A 15,148-nucleotide genomic window follows, 5' to 3' on the forward strand; every position below is an offset into this window, starting at 1 on the left:
CCGAGACGAATGGGCTGCCGCGACGGTCGCGTCACATCGGCTCTTGAAGGTCCTTGTAGCTCGGCAGCGCGCCGAAGTTGAACCCGATACCGAAGTTGTAGACGAGCCCCGGGCCATCGATGCTCTTCATCATCGTGATCTCGGGGTGGATCGCGAAGCTGTCGGAGGTCCGGAACTGGAAGCCGAGGCCGCCGCGGAGGAGGAGGCCGTCCGCGGCCGCCGCCGCCTCGTCGTCGCCCACGATGTCGCCCGAGGCGAGCGCGTACGTGACCCCGGGGGTCACCACGATGGAGAACCAGTCCGCCGGGTTCACGCCGAGCATCACCGGCGCGTGCAGGTAAAGGACGTGCACGGAGGCATCGTTGGACGCCACGTAGAAGTACTGCAGCCCGGGATCGACGGCGAGGTCGAAGACGCCGCGGACCGGGTTCACCTTGAGATCGACGCCGAACGAGCTGAGGTTGTGGAGGTGAGCGCCGATGTCGAGCATGTCCGTCAAGCCGGCCCGGAGCTGGTACGAGGGCAGCGTCGGCAGGAACCCGCTGGTCGTCCTCCGCCTCGGCGCGGCCTCGCCGGTGTTCGGATCCACCTCGACCTCGTCGACTGGCGCGATGAACCCGAGGCTCTCGAGAGACACCGAGTGCGAGACCTTGCCAGGCGCCACGGTCCGCGGCGTCCCGTAAGAGTTCGGGTTGGGGCACCCGCAGAGCAGGGAGCCAATGAGCAGGACGGCCGGAAGCGCGACGAGACGAGCAGATGGCTTTTGCATAGCCGATCATTCTATCCAGGCTGCACTCCGGATGTCCAGACGCCGCTCGGTGTAGCAGCTTTACAGCAGCAGACCTTCATGCTGCCCAGTGGACGCTGGATTGATGCTCTCAAGGGAAGGTTCCCTGGTATCGCGGTCGCGCCGGCGCGCGCCGCCGACGAGCCGTGAGCAGCGCATCGCGTCGCCGCGGCTGCTACATGCGCTACGCACGTGCGCAAGCAGGCTCGTCCCGAGCAGTCCTTTCTGCTTCAGGCCGCGATCCGAAAAGCCAGGCGACCGGATGGCCAGATGCCCGCCTCGCGAGCCGGATGGCCAGAACACGAGATCGGCGCCGGGGCGCCGCGTTGACAGCGCTGTTGACGCGCCTGTAAGGTGAATCGAATGTCGACGCTTGGGCGTGCGATGCGCGAGGCATCGGCAGAGTCACGATTCCTGGGCGCGTCGCAGGCGCGGTGACGCGGGCGGCTGGGCCGGCAGAGCCCATGCCTCCTCGCCGGCACCACGCCGCGAGCCGCGACCGCTGGAGCTGGAGGTGTGCCATGAAGAAGACGATGAAGAGGATGGCTGTCGTTGGTCTGATGACGATCGCATGCTTCGTCGACGCCGATCGAGGCGGCGCCCGGATCGCTCATGCAGAGGAAGCGTCGGAGTCCGCGCGCAGGGGCGGAGGCTTCCATGGACGGTACGGGTGGGACGCCGCCGGCTCGCTCGTGGGGCTCGGCAACTTCGTGGCGAACGGCGTGATCGTGTTCCACCGTGACGGGACGCTGACCGCCACGGAGTCGGGGAACCTCGAGGGCGAGTATTTCACGGACACCTTCACGGGCACGTGGTCGCTCGGCGGCGACGGCACGGGCACGTTCACCACGATCGACTCGGCCGGAGGCGTCAGCATCTTCGACTGGGTGCTCACGGCCAAGGGGGAGCGGGGTACGGCGATCAGCCGGGACCCGGGGGACGTCACGCTGCTCAGGATGGAACGACAGTAGTCCTGCGTCAGCGCGCGGCGCCCGCGCGCGGCCAGCGTCAGCCCGCCTCGCCGGCCGATGCAGGCTGATTCCGCTCGAGCGCCTCGATGCGCTCGATGAACGCGCGCCCCCTGACCGGATCCGTCATGTACACGAAGGCGGCGAGCCCCTTGAGCTGCGCCAGCGTCTCGCCCTTCCCGGGCCGTCCGAGCTCCCGGTTGCGGATCGCCGCGCGCAACGCCCGCACCCGCTCGCGGGGGACGCGCGCCGCCGGGGCGGCGTCCCCCGCGTGGTTGACGACGAGGCCTGTCACCTTCTGACGGCTGCCCTTGCGCATCACCACGGTCTTGCTCGGGTGAAGCCGGAATCCCTCCGAGCTCAGGATCTCTCGAATCCCGCGGAGCAGCGCGCCCACCGGCGCGCGCGGCGCGCTGGCTCGCGGCGCGCTGCCTGTCTCCGCCGTTGCCGGCGCGCCGCGCGCGTCGGGCGCGCGCCAGGAGAGCGTGAGATCGTCGGCATACCGCGTGTAGCGAAACCCCAGCTTGCGCGCGAGGCCGGACACGCGCCGGTCGAGGCGCAGGCAGATCGCGTTCGTGATCGCCGGGGAGGTCGGCGCGCCCTGCGGGAGCACGCGGGGGCCGGTGGCCACGTACAGCGTCTGCCCGCGGAACTGGACGACCTCGCGCGGCGCCTCGGTCGAGAGGAGCGCCACGAGCGTCGCCGGCCCCTCGGCCACGCCCGCCTTGCGGAGCAGCCCGCGCACGCGGCGCCACGTGATCGTCGGAAAGAAGTCCTTGATATCCACCTTGACGATCGTGTCCGCGCCCGCGTGCGCGGCGGCGTTCGTGACGATGGAGCGGCTCGCGAGGAAGCCGTGCGCCGCGGAGTGGACCGGGAGCTTCTCGAACAGGTTGCGGAGCGCCCAGCGCTGCGCGCGCTTGAGATCCCGCTTCGGGGACGCGATGGTGCGCGCGCTGCCGTCGCGCTTCGGGATGAGCCACCGCCGGTAATGCGTGCCCGTGTCGACCTCGCGGTGGTAGGCGAGCCAGCGGAGCCGCGGGATCGACAGCCCGAGCGCGGTCGCGAGCTCTCCCGCGCCGGGGAGCTCGGGGAGGCCGTGCGACCGCGCGCGCTCGCTCAGGCCGGGGACATCGAGCCTGTCCGGCTTCGGCCGATCTCCCCAGTGCACGCCCGCGCCGAGGTAGTTGATGTGCGTCGCGAGGTAGGCTTCCCAGGCGAGGCGGCGCAGCGCGCGGCGCTCCTTCGCCTCGACCTTCTTGCGCTCCTTCCACTGGGCGCGCTCCCGGTCCGACATCGCCTTCGGGTCGCCCGTCGCGAGGGCGCCGCGGGCGGTGAGCTCCGCGATCACCCACGCGTCGATCCCGCCCGCCTCCGCGATCGCCTTCCAGCGGGCGACGCGCGCCTCGTGGGCGAGCCGGCGCTCCTCGGCGCTGCCGCCGCCGGCCGCCGCGCCGCCGGCGGCCGGCGACGCCGTGAGGGGGAGGACGACGGGGGCTCGGGCCTGGACGGTCGCGTCGATCTTCGCGGTCATGTCTCGGTGGAAGCGTGGCTGTGCATCACGACGAGCGCGGCCGGTCCCCCCGGCGAGGCCGGGATGCCCGTCGCTGCATACGAACTCATGTCGCCAAGAGAGGCCCCGAGCGCATCACCTTCTTCTCATGGGGCACGGTAGCCTCACCGGTTCTCCGGCTAGACCAGCGCTACGGCGCGGGGAGAAACGGCGTTCGCGAGGTTGTCTCAGCTCTCCCCGCGCCGTAGCGCTGGTCTAGCCGAAGAGAACCAAGAACAGGCTACCTTGCGGAGAGTGACTGGCGGTTCCTCCAGAGCGGCGCGACGCCGCTCCTACGCTCAAGGCGCGGAGGCTGGTGCGTTCAGAACCTCTCCTGGCAACACGACGAGTATCTGACCCTTGACCTCCTCCCCCTGCTTCATGCAGACGACGCGTCGGCGTCGACGAATCCAGACGATGTTAACCCATCGAGGCGCTTGAAATACGCGTCGCGCGCTTCGCCGTCCGTGTCAAACCAAATGCGCTGGTGGCGAGGCTCCCCGCCGCGCGCGCCCCACGACAGGTGCACGACACGGTCGTCCAGCGAGACACGATAGACCACCTCGGCGCCCGAGGCCTCGCGCCGCACATAGGTGCGCGTCTCGGCGCGGATGAGCGATCGGCCCTCGGCCGTCTGGCGCAGGGCGTCCTTCTCGGCGCGCTCGCGGGCGTAGGCGACGCGGAGCGCGATCATGTGCTCGCACGGCCCCTCCCGCAGCCCGCTGCGCCGGAACGTTGGGCAGCTGCACCACGGGTCGGACACGCGGCCCTCGAGGTCCATCGTGAACCGCGGCGAGAAGTCGCGGTGCGCCTCCCGGTCCGCGACCTGCCCGTGGATCTCGGTGCCCTCGCCGGCGATCTCGTGCACCTTGGTCGGCCTCACCGCGCCGGGCGCGCCCAGCAGGCGGTGCGCCGCGGCCTCGCGCGGCGAGCTGAAGCGGATCTCGCGCTCGTCGACCGGCTCGGGGAACAGCTCGCGCGGGCGGTAGACGCGGCGCGCGACGTCGTAGAGCACCCGGCCGCGCAGGCACTCGAGCTGGAGCGCCGCGCGCGCGTCCTCGGCGCTGCCGCCGGCCGCGAGGGCGGCGAGCGGGAGCGGACCGCGCTCGCGGAGCAGGGCGAGCTGCCGCCCGGCGAGCGCGTCGAGCGTCGCGCGGACACCGCCGTCGCGCGGCATCAGCGCGTCGAACGAGGCGGCGCTGGCCCAGCTGCTGTCGGTCCAGCCCGTGAGCGCGACGGTCAGCGTCGCGCGGCCGAGATCGAGCACCCAGAAGACCGGCAGCCCGGGGCCGCGGAGCTCGGCGCGCGCGCCCCGCACGTGCGGCAGGAGGCGCGACAGCGCGAGCAGCCGCTGCCGGCCGAACGTCCGGACGACGCGCGGCGGGCCCTCGTACGGCGGGCCGTGACCCTCGAGGAGGATCTCCCAGGGCTCCAGGATGAGGCGCGGCGGCTTGCCGGGGACGAGCTCGAAGCGCAGGCCGCGCGGGGGCTTCTTCGCCTTGCGGGTGCGGAGCACGAAGAGCGCGTTGTAGAGGTCGATCGGGGCGAGCTCGCACGATACCGCGGGGAGCGTGGCCGCCGACTGCACCTGGAGGAAGCCGCGGAGCCACGTCGCCGGGACCTCGAGCGAGCGCTCGATCGACGCTCCGCGCGCGCCGGCGCCGGTCGGGCCGGCGGCGCGGGACGCGCCAGCGTCGAGCTCCACCTTCGTGTAGACGCGCAGGCGGTCGATCTGCTCGACGATGCGCGGCGAGAGATCGACGAACGCGGTGCCGTGGGCCGCCTCGCGGCCCTCGAAGAGGTCGCTGGAGAAGGCGAGCCGGGCGTAGGCGCTCTCGTCGCGCGAGAAGACCTCGATCGAGACCTCGTCCGGGTGCACCGTGAGCACCGGATCGAGCGCGCCGGACGCCTTCGCCGGCGAGCCGTCGCCCTGCCTGGCGCTCGCGGCGTCGTCGGCGAAGGCGCTCTCCAGGAAGGCCTTCTGCGCCTCCCAGATCGCCGCGGTCGCCTTCTTGCCCTGCTTCATCAGGTAGGCGAGGTACGCGGCGCGGTCCCTGCCCTTGTACCGGAGGTCGCTCTCCAGGATGGTCGCCAGCGCGGCCATGGCGTCGCGGAAGAGCGCCGCGTCGCGGAGGGTGCCGCGCACGCCGACCGGGCCGCGGGCGCTGTCGAGGGAGAGGCGCACGCTCGAGTGGAGCGGGGCAGCGGCGAGCTCGCTCGGCGCGGCGTACCGGAGGTGGATCGGGCGTGCGAGGGCCGCCGTCATGCGTTGACTCCGTCGGGGGTCTCGGGTTCTGCGGGGGCGCGGGCGCTACTCGTGCGGCGATCGACCGCCGCCTTGCGCTTCGCGCGCCGGTAAGCGCGGTACGCGGCCTTCCGCGCCGCGACGTCGGCCGCCGCCTTGTCGAACGCGATCGCGGCCAGCGCCTCGATCGCGCGCTCGCCGCCGGCGCGGCCGAGCGCCGCGATCGCGTCGAGGCGCGCCGCGGCGTCGCCGCCCGCGCCCTGCGCGAGCGAGATCAGCGGGGCGAGCGCGCCGCGCGCGAGCATCGCCGGCAGCGCGAGGCGCCTGCCCGGCTCGCTCGCGGCGAGCGCCGAGAGCGCCTCGGGCGTGGCCGCGCGCGCTGTCGCCTCGAAGGCGACAGGGTCGAAGGGGCGCGCCGACGCCGCGCGCGCGGCCGAGCCGTCCGGCGCCAGCGCGGCGAGGGCGGCCGCCGCCGCGGCCCGGACGCCGGCGTCCATGTCGGCGAGGGCGGCCGTGAGCGCCTCCACGATGTCCCGCGCGCCGCCTGCGGTCGCCTCGGCCGACTCGAGCGCGGCGAGCGTACCCAGCGCGCGCGCGGCCTCGCGGCGGACGCCGCCCGGAGCGCCGCTGGAGACGAGCAGCGCGCGCAGCGCGGGCGCCATCGCGGTCGCGCCGGCGCGCGCCGCCGCCCAGAGGAGCTCGCGCCACGCCGCGGCCTCGGCGTCGCGCTCGTCGCCGTGCGCCGCCGACCAGCGCTCCGCGGTGCGCTGCGCCGCGGCGGCGAGCGCGCCTGCGAGCGCCCCGCGATCGCCGTCCACGGTCCCGGCGGCGATGAGCCGCGCGGCCTCCTGCCGCGCCGGGGCGCGCTCGTCCGCGAGCATGCGCTCGAGCGCTGCCGCCGGCAGGGGGCCACGGCGGAGCAGGCCCATGGCGAGGCGCTGCCGGAGGTCCTCGTCCTTCAGCGACGGGAGCCGCGGCAGGAGCTCGGCCGGATCGGCCTCTGCGGCGAGGTAGCTCGCCGCCGGGCTCGCGATGTCGTCGTACTCGCTGCCGACGGCGAGGAGCTCGACGCGCGTGCGCTCGTTCGGGAAGAGCTTCTCCAGCGCCTTGCGCGCGCCCTTGCGGACCTCGGCGCTCCGCGCGTCGAGCGCGCGGGCGAGCGCGGGTTCGGCCGCGGGGTCGCCGAGCAGGCCGAGCTCGTTCACCGCGACGACGCGGAGCCGGTCGGGCGTGTCACCGGCGCGCACGAGCTCCTCGAGCAGCACGCGGGCGCGTTCGCCGCCGATCCAGCGCGCGCCCCGCGCCGCCGACTCGCGGAGGTCGATGGCGTCCGCGTTGAGCGCCTGCTCGACGCGCTCCGAGGCGCGCCGGCGGAGATCGGCGATCGCGAGCTTCGGGGCGATGCGGCCGAGCGCCTCGGTGGCGGCGGCCTGCATGCTCGGCTCGACGGGCGCATCCTTGGTCCCGCCGGCGGCGATCGCCTCGAGCTCGTCCAGCGCGCGGGCGTCGCCCAGCGTGCCGAGCGCGAGCAGCGCCCGCTCCCGCTCTCCGGGCTCGCCCGCGCGCGCGACGAGCAGGAGCGGCCGGAGCGCCGCGGCGAGGCCCCTCGCGGCCACGCCCTCCGCGGCCGGCAGCACGAGCTCGCGCGCGCCCGCGCGCAGCACCGCCTCGAGCGGCCCCGAGGGCGCGCCCCTGTCCTTCACGCGCTTCGCGTACGACGTGACGGCCGTGACGCGCGTGGGGAGGTCGCGATCCGCGAAGAGCGCGACGAGGAGGTCGTTCTGCGCGAGATCGTCGCCAAGATCGAGCTCGCGCGCCGCGCCGAGGCGGAGCGCCGGGTCCTTCGCACGCGCGGCGGCGGCGAGGAACCCGAGCGCGCGCGCCGCGTCGCGCTTCTCGCGCTCGCGCCCCCGGTCGACGATCTCGAGGCACGCCTTGAACGCCGCGCTCCGGACCTCGGCGGCGTCGTCGTCGAAGCGCGCCGCGAGGGCGCCCGTCGCCTCGTGGTTCCGCGTGCTCCCGAGGGCGCGCGCCAGCGCCGCGCGGTCCGCCGGCGCGGCCGCCTCGTCCATGTGCGCCGCGAGCGCGCGCACCGCCGCGTCGCTCGCGAGCGCGACGAGCGCCTCGCGGGCGCGCGCCGACGTCGCGGCCGCGGCGTCGCGCAGGAACGCCGCCAGCACGTCGACGGCGCGATCGTCGCGGCGGCGGGCGAGGAGCTCCGCCGCGCGCAGGCGGAGGTCGTCGTGGTCGCTCTCCATCGCGCGGCAGAGGGCCGGCACGATGCGGGGATCGCTCGACGACGCGAGGCGCTCCAGCACGCCGAGGCGCAGGTCGGCGTGCTCGCTGCCGAGCGCCGCGAGGAGCGGCTCGAGGCTCCCCTTCGGGCAGAGCCGCTCGAGGAGCTCGAAGGCGTAGCGGCGCACGTCGGGCAGCGGCGAGCTCAGCGCGCGGACGATCTCGGGGCGGGCGTCCTCGCCGCGCGCCGCGATCTCGTCGAGCGCCGCCCGCGCCACGTCGGCGGACGCGGACGCGAGCCCGAGCGCGAGCGGCTCGCGCGCCCCCGCCGGGAAGAGCGCCTTGAGCCCGGCGAAGGCCGCCTTGCGGACGAGGTGGTGCGGGTCGTCGAGCGCCCGTACGAGCGGCGGGATCGCCGCCGTGCTGCTGACGTGCCCCCTCACGCAGACGTCGACGATCCGGTCGATGGCGTCCCGGCGGGTGCGGTGCGCCTCGTCGTCGCCCGGCGCGACCTGCCGGAGGAGCCCCATGTACGCGCCGAACGCGAGCCAGCGCAGCCGCTGCTGCTCGCCCTCCGGGACCGCGGCGATCTCCTGCTTGCTGCTCTGCTTCTGCCCGGGCTGCGCGAACGCGAAGAGGCGGCGGAGCCACCCCTTCCTGGGCGTCGTGTCGGTGTCCTCGGACGCGCGCGGCGTCGTGTCCGCCATGACGGGCGCGCCCGCGGGGCGCAGCGCGGCCACCCGCTTCGCCTCGCGGAAGTACTCGACGGGCTTGCGCCGGAGGCGGAGCACCTGCGCCGCCGCGTAGCGCTGCTCCGGGTTGTCGCTGGCGAGCGCCTCGGCCAGGCCGACGAGGATGCGGCCGCGCGCGACCTCGGGCGGCCACTCCTTCATGCCGGAGGGCTTCTCGCCGTCGGCCGCGCGATCGCGGTCCGCCTGCGCGGCGGCGTCGGGGCGCGCGGGCATCAGCACCTCGATGAGGTGGGCGAGGTACGCCTCCGGGTCGGCGCGGAGCTCCAGCGCGCGCGCCGCGGCGAAGCGCACGTCGGAGCGCTGCGACGAGAGCGCGCTGGTCAGGAGATCCGGCGGATCGCCCCGGCGGAAGGCCCTGAGGTCGCGCGCCAGCACGATCGCGAAGACGATCTCCTGGACCTCGCGCGCGCTGTCCTCGAGGCCCTGCAGCATGCCCCCGTAGCCCTCGGGCCCGAGCGCCGCGAACGACATGATGGTCGCGATGCGGATGGGCGGGTGCTCGTGGCGCAGCGTGCCCGTGAGCACCGGCAGCGCGCGCACGTCGCCGAGGCGCGCGAGCCCGTCGGCGGCCCACGAGCGCACCGCGACGTCGGCGTGGCCCATGGCGTCGAGCAGGTAGCCCTCCTCGCCGCGGCGGGCGGCCATCGCCAGCCCGCGCGCCGCCTGCTCGCGCACGTCGGGGTAGTCGTCCTTGAGCAGCTCGGTGGCGAAGTACTTGACGAGGCGCGGCGAGCCGAGCGTCGCCAGCGCGGTCGCGGCGCGGGCGCGCAGGGGGCCGAGGATCTGGATCGGCAGCTCTTTGAAGAGCGACCTGTCGGCGAGGAGCGCCCGCATCGGGTTCACGAGCTGCTCGTCGCGCCGCGCGGCGCAGAGCTCGGCCGCGCGCACCCTCAGATCGAGGTAGCTCGACTGGAGACCGATGTGGAGCGGCCCCGCCTCGCCGGGCAGGAGCTTGTCGAGCGCCTCGATCGCGGCGGTGCGCGGCCCCGCGTGGTCGTCCTCGAGCAGCCGGATGAGGGCGCTGCGCGCGGCCTCGCTCACCGGCGCGTGCGTGGCCCCGCGCGCGCCGCTCTCCCGGACCGACGCGTGGATCGACGCCATGGCGGCGAGGTGCGGCTCCACGGCGGCCTTGCCGCGGAGCTTCACGACCGCGTCGTACGCGGCTTGCGCGACGCCGGCGTCGCGGTCGCCGATCGCCGCGTGCAGCCGCTCCGCGGCCCACGGCGCTTCGCCGTGCGCCTTGAGCTCCTCGACGGCGCGCAGGCGCAGATCGGGGAAGCGCGCGAGCTGGGCGCGGTCGAGCGCCTTCTGCGGGTCCGAGGTGTGCCACGACCAGAGCGTCCGGAACGCCTCGCCGCGGACCTTGGGCGACTCGTCCTCGATCGCGTCGGCGAGCAGCGCCTCGGCCTCGGGGGGCCGCGGGCCCTTGCCCTCGCCGGCGAGCGCCACGAGCCGGTCGAGCCCGCGGACGCGGATGTCCTCCTGCGAGGAGCGGAGCGACGCCTCGGCCACGGCGAGCGGGGCCGACGACTCGAGCCGCGCGTAGGCGTCGAGCGCGGCGGCGCGCACCGACCCGTCCGCGTCGTCGAGCATCCAGATGAGCCGCTTCTCGGCGCGCGTGTCCCTGAGCTCGGCGAGCGCGGTCGCCGCCTGCCGGCGCAGCGACGGATCCTGCTCGCGCGTGAGCTGCAGCAGCGCGCCGAGGGCGCGCGTGTCGCCGAGCTGCGCGAGCCCGCGGGCGCCGCGCACCGCCGTGTCCGGCGTGCGGCACGCCACGGCGGCGAGCAGCGGCTCGAGGTCGGCCTCGGCGGGCTCGGCCCCGGGGCTCCCCACCCCGGGGATCCGGGCGCGCGTGGCCTGGAGCAGCGCCTCGTCGGCCGCCTTCGCCTTGGCCTTCGCCTCGGGCGCGGGCTGCTCGTCGCCGCCGGCGCTGGCCCGCCGCAGCACCTCGGCCGCGCGCCGGGCGATGTCGAGCGCCGCGCGGCCGAGGTCCTCGTCGCGCGCCTCGAGCGCGTGGGCGAGCGCCCGCCGCTCCAGCACCTTCGCGGCGAACGCGATGCGGCGCACCTCGGCGTCGTCGTCGTCGAGCGCGCGCGCCGCGATCGGCGCGAACGCCGGCGCCGAGAGCCAGCCCCTCAGCGCGGCGCGGACGAGCGCCTCGACCCGGAGGTCGGCCGGGCCGCGCTCGAACGCGGCGCGGAGCGGCTCCGGGCCGTCCGGGTGGAGCTTCTGGAGCTGGTCGAGCGCCGTGAGCCGCACCGACGCGTCGCGGGCGGCGAGCTTGTCGGCGATGAGCCCCGGGATGAGCGGCGAGCTGCCGTGGAGCTTGCCGATCTCGACGAGCGCCCGGCGCTGCACGTCCGCGGCGCGGGCCTCGAGGCCTGCCCGGAGCGGGGTGAGCGGCGCGTCGCGCTCGATCGCGCGGAGCGCCTCGAGCGCGGCCAGGCGGACGGTCGCGTGCTCGTCGTCGAGCGCCTCGCGGAGCTTCACGCGCGCGCCGCGGCGCCCGTGCGCCCCGAGCTCGCGGGCGGCCAGCGCGCGCACCTCGGCGTCGCGGTCCGACCGGAGCGCGCGCAGCGCGGCCTCGAGCGCCTCGGGCTCGTCGAGCGCCGCGAGCGTCTTGACGGCGCTCTCGCGCGCCGGCCGCGCCCCGGAGAGCGCCTGGGCGAGGACATCGAAGCCGTGCGCGAGCTCGACGGCGCCGTCCGCCGGCGCGCCGGTCGCGTCGATCGGGAAGCGCCACACCGTGCGCCGGTCCCCCGCGGCGAGGACGGCGCCGAGCCCGTCCTTCGCGTCGGTGGCGCCGCGCCCGGCGTGCCCTCGCGATCCTTTGCGCGCGGGGCCGCCGTCCGCGGGCGGCGCGAGCGCGAGCGCGTGGAGCGGCAGCGCGCTCGTCTCCAGCGTGCGCGGCTTGCGCCGGTCCTCGAGCCGGTGGATTCGGATCGCGCCGTCCACGCCCGCGGACACCAGGCGGTCGCCGGCCTCCTTGCCGTCCTCCTGCGGCGGCGGGGTGGGCAGGCACAGGAGCGCGCGGACCCCGCCCGCGTGTCCGCTCCCGTCCGCGCCGCGGACCTCGCACTCCACGTCGCCGACGAGGTACCAGAGGCGCACGGTGCCGTCGTCGCCGCCCGACGCGAGCCGCCCGTCGCGCGGCGTGAACGCGAGCGCCGCGACCGGCCCCTCGTGGCCGGGCATGTCGCGCTGCGCGCCGGTCGACAGCGTGATCACGCGGACGATGCCGTCGTCGCCCGCGACCGCGACCAGCTCGCCGGCAGGATCGAAGGCGACGGCGCGGAGCGGCGCTGTCGAGAGCGCGAAGGACGAGATCTCGGCGGCGGTCCCGGGCGGCGGTGCAGGGGACCCGGCGCCCCCGCCGACGCGCCAGACGCGCAGCGCGCCGTCGACGCCCACGGTCGCGAGGCGCGCGCCGTCCGGCGCCGCCGCGACCGCCGTGACGCCGCCCGGGTGCGCGTCGAGCGCCCGCGCCTCGGCCCCGGCGCCCGCGACGAGCCGCAGCGCGCCGTCGGAGCAGGCCGCGGCGAGCAGGTCGCCCGCGAACGCGAGCCCCAGCACGTGCGCCGGCACGTCGATCGAGCGCACCGGCTTGTTCGCCGCGTGATCGAACAGCGTCACCTGGCTCGCGCCGGCGGGAGATCGCGCGGCCGACGTCTCGCGCGCGCCGCCTCCGCTCGCCGGCGCGCGCACCCCGCCGACGGCGAGGAGCCGCGGGCCGACCGCGAGCGCGCGGACCTTCTCGTAGTGGCCGATCGCGTGGCTCATGCGCGCTCCTGTCCGACGCTGGGGGCGGCGAGCCCTTCGATCACGAGCCCCGGGTGCGCGCGCCGGAGATGCAGGAGCGCCGCCAGGCACGCCTGCCACTCGCCCTTCGCGATCGATCCGGTGAACTCGGCGATGACGGGGGCGACGAGCGCCGCGAACGCGGCGTCCTCGACCGCGAGGTCGCGCACGATCTCGATCACGCGCCGCTTGGCTTCGCTCGCGGAGACGCGCCGCCGCGGGCCCGCGCCGTCGCCTGCATCGGGCGACCGCCCCGCGGGGATGCCGGAGAGCACGTACCGCAGGAAGCGCCGGAGCGCCTCGACGTCCTCGAACCGCCCCGCGTCCTCCGGCGGCTCCGTCGTCGGGCCGGCCTCCCCGCGCGCCGCGCGCGGCCTCCAGCCGGGCGGCAGATCGCGCGGCCGGTGCTTCTCCCAGAGCATGCGCACCGCGAAGAGGCGCACCTCGCGGTCGGCGCTCTGCATCAGCCAGCCGAGGCGCTCCGGGCCGCCGAGGCGCGCGTAGTGCTTCAGGATGAGCGACAGGCCGAGCTCGCGCGCGCTCTTCTTCAGGCTCTCCGTGAGCGCGAAGACCTGCGCCGGATCGAGCTCCTCGACCGTGAGCGTCATCGCCGGATCGGCCGACGGATCGCCGGCCTTGCGGAGCGCGTCGAAGGCGATGTTGCGCACCTCCTTCGCGTCGCTGTGGGCGAGCTCGTAGACGCGCGTCTGGTAGCCCCACGCCCGGAGCTCCGCGCGCGTGACGAGCGCGGCGAAGCGCCGGACGTCCTCGCGCGGGTCGAGGAGCGCGGGCCAGATCCGCTCGGCGGTGAACGCCGCGCGCTTCAGCGCGGGCTTGAGCTCGAGCTCCTTGGCCTCGCTCTGCTCCGGCCCGAGGACCGGGTGGTGGCAGCGCAGGTAGGTCTGCGCGAACGCGCGCATCGGCTCGGGCTCCTTCTCGCCGAGCGCGAGCGCGAACAGCTTCGCGGTGCCCGCCTCGCGGTCGCCGCGGCCGCTCGGGTCCTGCCCCGGGTCGAAGTCCTGCGGCTTCATGTGCGCGAGGAGGTACCGGCGCGCGAAGCCGTTCAGCGTGGGATCGGCGCGCCGCGCGAGCGCGAGCAGCCACGGGAGGGTGAGCTGCCGCGGCGTCACGATCTTCGGGTTGCCGAGCACCTCCAGCGCGACAGCGCGCGTCTCGGCGCTGAAGACGAGCCCCTTCAGGCGCTCCACGCTCTCGGCCGTCAGGTCGGGCAGGGCGTCGGCCTTCTGGAGCCAGGTCGCGACGGTGCGCCCGATGCTCTTCCGCGTGAGCGCGTCGAGCAGCCACGGCGTCCCGATCGCCGCGACCGGGTACTTGCCGAGCGCGTCCAGCGCGGTCTCCGTCGCGCGGTCGTCCTCCTCGTGGCGCGGGTCGTCGAGCACGCGCACCCAGAACCCCGTCCCGAGCTCGCCGGGGCGGTACCTGGCCTTGAAGTGCGCGGCCGCCCACCGCTTCTGCGCGGGCTCGCCGTAGATCATGTCGATGAGGAAGCGCTCGGGCAGCTCCGCGCGGTCGAAGCTCTCGCTCAGCGCCTTGGCGGCCCAGGCCTCGGTCTCGCCGCGCGTGAGCAGCCGCCCCAGGAGCTCGTGGCCGAGCGCGCGCGGGCTCCTGCCCTGGAGCGCCGCCGCCGCGAACGCGCGCGTGTCCTTGTGCGCGGAGGCGAGCAGGCCGGCGAGGCGCTCCGGGTCGAGATCCGCCGCGTGGGCGCGGGCGTACTCGATCGCGAACGCGCGCGCCTTGGCGCTCGGCGAGTCGAGCAGCGCGAGCGCGGCGTCGTGCAGCCCGAGGCCCCGCAGCTTGCTCTGGTGGAGCTCCGGCGAGCCGAGCAGCGTCTCGATCAGGAAGTCGTGCGCGCTCGCGAGCGGCCGGAAGGCGAGGCGCGCAAGCCACGCGGGCGTGACGCTCCTCAGCACCTCGGGGAAGTCCTTCCTGAGCCCCTGGATCGCGAACCTGGCCGGCGGATCGGCCTCGCAGGTCGACAGGAGGAGCATGAGCGGGTCGGGCGATCGCTTCCACGCCTCGTCGAAGGCGCGGTGCTTCACCATGTCGCTCGGCGGGACGCCGCCGTGGAACGAGCGCCCGTCGTACTTGCCCGCGCGGTGCGCCCAGACGTGGTTCGCGACCCAGAGGTCGCCGAACCTCGTGTCCGGCGTGTAGTGGCGGAGCACCTCGACAGCGAACTGCGGGTAGAGCTCTGGCACGCTGCGGCCGAGCTCGCGGAGGAAGCGCCACGCGCGGCGTCGCATGTAGATGAGCGTCCCGCGGGAGACCTCGCGCCGCCCGCCGCGCGCCACCTCGGTGTCGAAGCGGAACGCGAGCGCCCCGAAGAGCTCCGCGTCGAGGCGCGCCTCGGCCAGCTTGTAGATGCGCTTGAGCCCGCCCCACGCGCCGAAGACCAGCGGCGCGCTCCTGGCGACGTCGCACAGCGCGCTGCGCCCCGCGTCGGTGCCCTCCTCGTAGATGCGCACGAGCAGGTCGGCGAGCTCGAGCCGCGGCGGCGGGGCAGGGTCGAGCTGCGCGAGGAAGCGCTTCCACGCGTCGGTGGCCCGCTCGCGCCGCTGCTCGGGGGTGCGCATGCCCTGCGCGCTCGAGAGCAGCCCCAGGAACGCCGGGAAGGTCAGCGCGCCCTCGCGGGGCGGCGCCTCCGGGGTGGGCTCCGGCTGATCGAGGTAGGCCTCGATGGTCTCGGCGAGGGAAGGTGATCCGCTCGCGGCGAGCTGCTTGACGTTCGCGATGTCGATCGGGTTCGGTGAGCTCGCCAAGGCGCCTCCCGCGGCGGATGGCCTGAGAGAA

General features: G+C 75.5%; 6 protein-coding genes. 1 reads left to right on the plus strand and 5 read right to left on the minus strand.

The annotated features are described in order from the left end of the window. Nucleotides 1-31: 31 nt before the first annotated feature. Nucleotides 32-769, minus strand: coding sequence for a hypothetical protein (locus WME96_RS09575; RefSeq protein WP_437289838.1), 738 nt, complete (start codon nucleotides 767-769; stop codon nucleotides 32-34). Nucleotides 770-1,308: 539 nt separating this feature from the next. Between WME96_RS09575 and WME96_RS09580 the strand changes: the two genes are divergently transcribed. After that, nucleotides 1,309-1,758 (plus strand): hypothetical protein, encoded by a 450-nt coding sequence (locus tag WME96_RS09580; RefSeq protein ID WP_437289839.1) that lies wholly within the window; start codon nucleotides 1,309-1,311, stop codon nucleotides 1,756-1,758. Nucleotides 1,759-1,795: 37 nt separating this feature from the next. Here the strand turns inward: WME96_RS09580 and WME96_RS09585 are convergent, their stop codons facing one another. The 4 genes from WME96_RS09585 to WME96_RS09600 all read right to left on the minus strand — a co-directional run bounded on the left by WME96_RS09585 (nucleotide 1,796) and on the right by WME96_RS09600 (nucleotide 15,117). Then, complete coding sequence (locus WME96_RS09585; protein WP_437289840.1) at nucleotides 1,796-3,289, minus strand: reverse transcriptase family protein; 1,494 nt, start codon at nucleotides 3,287-3,289, stop codon at nucleotides 1,796-1,798. 397 nt (nucleotides 3,290-3,686) lie between these two features. Beyond that, the gene (locus WME96_RS09590; RefSeq protein WP_437289841.1) at nucleotides 3,687-5,573 is read right to left on the minus strand and encodes an SWIM zinc finger family protein; all 1,887 of its coding nucleotides are present in this window, start codon (nucleotides 5,571-5,573) and stop codon (nucleotides 3,687-3,689) included. Continuing rightward, a complete protein-coding gene (locus WME96_RS09595; RefSeq protein ID WP_437289842.1) occupies nucleotides 5,570-12,319 on the minus strand; it encodes a HEAT repeat domain-containing protein in 6,750 nt (2,249 codons plus the stop codon). Before WME96_RS09595 ends, WME96_RS09590 begins: the two co-directional genes overlap by 4 nt. Next, on the minus strand, nucleotides 12,316-15,117 hold the full coding sequence (locus WME96_RS09600; protein ID WP_437289843.1) for a hypothetical protein: 2,802 nt from the start codon (nucleotides 15,115-15,117) through the stop codon (nucleotides 12,316-12,318). Before WME96_RS09600 ends, WME96_RS09595 begins: the two co-directional genes overlap by 4 nt. Nucleotides 15,118-15,148: the final 31 nt, after the last annotated feature.

The sequence above is a fragment of the Sorangium sp. So ce406 genome (assembly GCF_051474675.1).
GTDB classification, from domain to species: domain Bacteria; phylum Myxococcota_A; class Polyangia; order Polyangiales; family Polyangiaceae; genus Sorangium; species Sorangium cellulosum_G.